The 4,328-nt window shown below is 26.4% G+C and carries 5 protein-coding genes; all 5 read right to left on the bottom strand.

Features of this window, described 5'->3' with window-relative positions; translation table 11 throughout:
- Positions 1 to 1,006: hypothetical protein (locus ON17_RS01585; RefSeq protein ID WP_017191758.1), on the bottom strand; the 1,006-nt coding region annotated here is incomplete at its 3' end.
- A gap of 144 nt (positions 1,007 to 1,150) precedes the next feature.
- Complete coding sequence (locus tag ON17_RS01580) at positions 1,151 to 1,762, bottom strand: hypothetical protein (protein ID WP_017191757.1); 612 nt, start codon at positions 1,760 to 1,762, stop codon at positions 1,151 to 1,153.
- A complete protein-coding gene (locus ON17_RS01575) occupies positions 1,759 to 2,382 on the bottom strand; it encodes a Panacea domain-containing protein (protein ID WP_017191756.1) in 624 nt (207 codons plus the stop codon). The genes ON17_RS01580 and ON17_RS01575 overlap by 4 nt, the downstream gene beginning before the upstream one ends.
- Before the next feature lie 21 nt (positions 2,383 to 2,403).
- Positions 2,404 to 3,900: a replicative DNA helicase gene (locus ON17_RS01570; RefSeq protein WP_017191755.1), complete on the bottom strand. Its 1,497-nt coding sequence runs from the start codon at positions 3,898 to 3,900 to the stop codon at positions 2,404 to 2,406.
- 20 nt (positions 3,901 to 3,920) lie between these two features.
- On the bottom strand, positions 3,921 to 4,328 hold a 408-nt coding region (locus ON17_RS01565; protein ID WP_017191754.1), incomplete at its 5' end, for a hypothetical protein.

Below are 4,328 nucleotides of genomic sequence, written 5' to 3'. Positions count from 1 at the left end.
CTTGAGAAAGTAATTGGGCAACACAAATTAAACCCACCACATTTTTGATTCCGTGTTGCCAACAACTAATTACATCAAAAAAACCTTCATGAATGATGATGGTTTTGGTTTGTTTGATATATGGTAAAGCTTCAAAAAAACGATAACTAAAATGAAAAGTAGGAGTTTGGCTGAAATTGTTAATAGATTGATATTTAGGTTGGAAATAGGAAGTATCACGAAAATGATTTTGATAAAAGTGGAAAGTTTGGTGGTTTTGTTCGATAGGAATAATAATAGAACCATGGAAAGTATCGTGATAATATTTAGTTCCTTTTTGATTGGTTTTTTCTTTGATAAAACCATATTCAACTAATTTTGTGGTATCAATATTTTTCTTTTTACAATAATTTACTAGACGGAAAGATAAAAGTTTATCAGATAAAGGGGCATAACCTAGTTTAAATTCTTTAATGGTTTCTAGGGTTAATTTTCTTTTTTGGGTTAAATATTCAAGACCCATTGATGATTCGTTGTTTTGGTTAGTTATTAATAAATAATGATAATAATCACGGATTTGATTAAATAATGGTGATACTTCTTTCAAGAGTTGGTTTTTGATGATTTGAATTTGGCACTCATCGATAGGATCATAGGGCTGTTTAGTTTGATGTTGTTTTTGAAAAGGGTTTGAAGATGTTGTAGTTATTTCTTTTTCTTGTTGAATGAGGTTGTGAAATTCTTGATTTTTCATAAAGTGTTCTATTCTTTGAATGGCTTCGCTAAAGGAGTGAATTTGTCTTATTTCTCTATATACATCAATAATATCGAAATCTTTACAACATTTCCAACAATGAATTTTGTTATCTAAAGTTAAATGGCAACAAGTAGGGTTTTGTCCTTGATGGATGGGACAAGGGAAACGATATTTGATATTGAAATTTGATGGTAAAATTTTTAATTTTTTTAATAAAACAATCATGGGGAAATTAGTTTTAATGTGGTTAATTTTGTCTTGATGATTCATTGATTTTTCTATTTCTCCTTTATTTTGATATTGGGGTACAAAAAAAAGACTCTCGCATGAGAGTCTAGAGGTAAAAAGTATTTTTTAATGAGTTATGTTTTAAAAAATATATCAAAAAAAATTAAATAATTATGTTTTTTGTCTTTATTTTTGAGATTCAGAATAATTCAAATCATAAAAAAAATGATAAATGCAAATATGAATATATAATTCTAATTGAGGGTATTTATGTATTTTTGTTTTTAAAACCCAAACTTTATTTTTATATATTTCCTTTGAATTAATTAATTTCCCTTCGATACTTTGATTTGTAATAATTTTTTGGATTTTTTTAAAAATTGTTATTGGTTCAAAATTTTCTTTTAATACAAATAAAATTAACGAAATTTTATCATCTTCATCAGTTATATTGTAAATTAATTGATCAATTTTATTTTTACTTTTGGTTGCAATTGAAACTTTATCTTTTAACACGAAACATTCTGCTACATATTTTTTATTATTTAAAAAATTTATAATCATATCGGTTTTGCCATGATTATTTTGTGCTTCAACATTAACTAATCCTTCAAACGATGAAGGATAACTATTTAAAGTTAAAGTAATATTATCTCTATAATTAGACTCTATATCTTGAGGATTGTGGTTATTTGTTTTTTTTAAATTTTTAGATCTTTGAATATTGCTACAAATACTATGAATTATTTTAATTATTTCGTTAAAATTTGTATTATTTAACTCTTTCAATTTTGTCATTTGGATTCATGTTTATTTTCTTCCTTTTGCTCTTTTGCAAAAAAGTCTTTTAAAGATTGAGGAGTAATAATATTATTTTTCCATTTTTTACGTGGATTATAAGCGTTTTTCCAAGGTTTTTCGTTATGAGTTTTTACACTCAAATCATAAGAACTTAAATTAATATAATTATTAAGGGTTTTTTTAATAAATTCTTGAATTTCTTGATTTATTTCATTTCCAGTCTTTCCTTCACAAATATAATTGTTGGGAATTGGATTATTTACAAAATGGAAAAATTCACCATAAATATGAGCGATAACAGGCCCAAACATCCAAGCTTCGATAGGTTCTAAAAAAAGTGGTTCATTATATTTAGCAATATAATTACCTTGAATGTAATATAATAATTTATTAATTTTCATATTAGTAATTTTATATTTATCAGTATCAAAATGTTTGAGTAAAAAGTTAACAACATCAAAAACATTAACTTTTTCGTTATTATTTTTTATATTTTGATTCACGTTTATTTCCTTCCTATTTTTTATGTTGTATAGTTTAACATATTTTTTGACGATTTTTAATTGTTTCTCTATTGCTTTAATATTTTTTATGATTTGATCGAAATTATTTTTCATTATTTGTTCTCCTTTTTTTGATTAATAATAAGTTTCTATTTGATAAGGTAAAACGTAACCGATTTCTTGGAAGGTTTGGGTTGCCATTTCAAAGTGATAAACTAAGGTTTTTTTGGTGCCACTACGATTCTTTTTGATATTGATTTCAATGATTTTTTGGTTTTCATTGTCATTAGATTCTAAATAGAGTTGATTTAAGGTTGAATGATAAATATTTAAAGGTTTTTCTTGGTCTTTGGATAATTGGGGTTGGAATTCAGACATTATTAAGACGATATCGGAGTTAGTTTCAATTCCACCACTTCCTTTTAAAGCGGTTATTTCTGGCGATTTACCTTTATAATTAGAATAAGTATCTCTTGAAAATTGAGAGAGAATAATAATCACAAGGTTTAATTCCGTGGCTAATTGTTTGAGTTTAGTCATAATTTCATCAATAGCTAAACGGTCATTTTCTAAGTGGTTTGTGGTTTTGGTTATTTGGAGGTGGTCAATAACGATAATTTCTGCTTGTTTTTCTAAATGAAGACGATAAATTAAATCAATAACATAATCAATGTTTTTACTTTTGTCATAACTAAACGATAAATTAATGTTAACAAAAAATTGTTTGGCTTGTGCCGTCCTTTCTGTGTATCGTTGTGGTGTGATATTTGAATCTGCGAAATTTTTATCTAAAATAACATTTAGGGGAATTTGAGTTTGGTGGGCTAATAAACGACTTAAATTTTCCTCCATTGTCATTTCATAAGAAAATACCAAAATATGAGGATAATGAAAATTTTCTTGATATTTAGTTTTGGCGATATCTAAAAGAAGGTTGTAGACAAAAGTGGTTTTGCCTAAACCAGTATATCCTCCAATAGTGATGATTTGGCCTTTTTTGAATCCTTTAGTTGCTTGATTTAATCCTCGGAAAGTTTCTGATAAACGGTAATATTCTTCTTGAATTTTTTGTTTTGCTTGGTTGTCGGTGGCAAAAAACTCAGGATGATAAGAGGACATTTGATTTAAAGTTAATAAGGTTTGGTCTGATTTGTGAGGAATAAAAGCCATAAAGTTTCTTAATTTATCAAAGATTTCTTGGTAATATAAGTTTTTAGTGTAAGGGTCTTGGGTTTCAAAAGAAGGACTAATAATTTTTAAGAGTTGTTGGAACAGTTTTTCTTGGGTATAGGTGTGTTTTAAGTTATCTAAGAAATCAAGGTTATTTTCCTTACTAAAATCATTATTTAAAAAAGATAATGATTCTTTAGTAAAGTTATCTTGGGGAAAATGGGTTTGTAAATATGTTAATAACTCTTTGATAATGGTTGGTTTTGTCTCGGTTTTGTCCCACGAATGAGATGTTTGTTTTTCTAAAAATAAATATTTTAAAGCTGTAAATATTTTTGTATTTTTAGGGTCTAGTAGATTTTTAGGGTTGATTATTTGGCAGTAAATGTTTAACTTTTCCCATTGGCCTTGTTCGATATAATTTATTAGTTGTTTTAACGCTTTTTGTTCGTTGGTTAACATTTTTATATTAACTCCTTTTTTTATTTTTTAATGATGTTGATATTAGAAAAAGGGATGAATTTTATGGTAATTAAGTTTTGTAAGAAATCGTTAGCTGAGTTGGAAAATAAGTTAATTACTTGATTAATGCCTGGGATTTTGCCTTGCTTGATTTTATTGTTTATTCTTTGAGTTTCGGTTTCGTTGTTGGTTAATAAATAAAACTCAAAACGGGTGTCTAACTTTTTTAATTGTTGTCCTTCAACCATGGTTTGTTTATAGCGGTCACGCAGACATGTTTTAAAATTAAAAGCGATGATTCTTTTCTTTTGAGTAAATAAAACTAAATCAAATTTAATGTCGGGGATAAAAAATAAATTTACTTGAGGGTATAAATTATTGATGCCTTTATTGTTTAAGTATAATAAAATGAGATATTCATTGATTTT

This window comes from Poinsettia branch-inducing phytoplasma str. JR1 (assembly GCF_000309465.1).
Taxonomy (GTDB): domain Bacteria; phylum Bacillota_I; class Bacilli_A; order Acholeplasmatales; family Acholeplasmataceae; genus Phytoplasma; species Phytoplasma pruni.
The sequence above is the reverse complement of the archived record's forward strand: the minus strand, read 5'-3'. Positions and strand labels throughout refer to the sequence as shown.

What these genes read in the sequence shown, in the direction of transcription:
- ON17_RS01570 (WP_017191755.1), bottom strand. Translation starts at nt 3,900, where the DNA reads ATGTTAACCAACGAACAAAAAGCGTTAAAACAACTAATAAATTATATC.
- ON17_RS01575 (WP_017191756.1), bottom strand. Translation starts at nt 2,382, where the DNA reads ATGAAAAATAATTTCGATCAAATCATAAAAAATATTAAAGCAATAGAG.
- ON17_RS01580 (WP_017191757.1), bottom strand. Translation starts at nt 1,762, where the DNA reads ATGACAAAATTGAAAGAGTTAAATAATACAAATTTTAACGAAATAATT.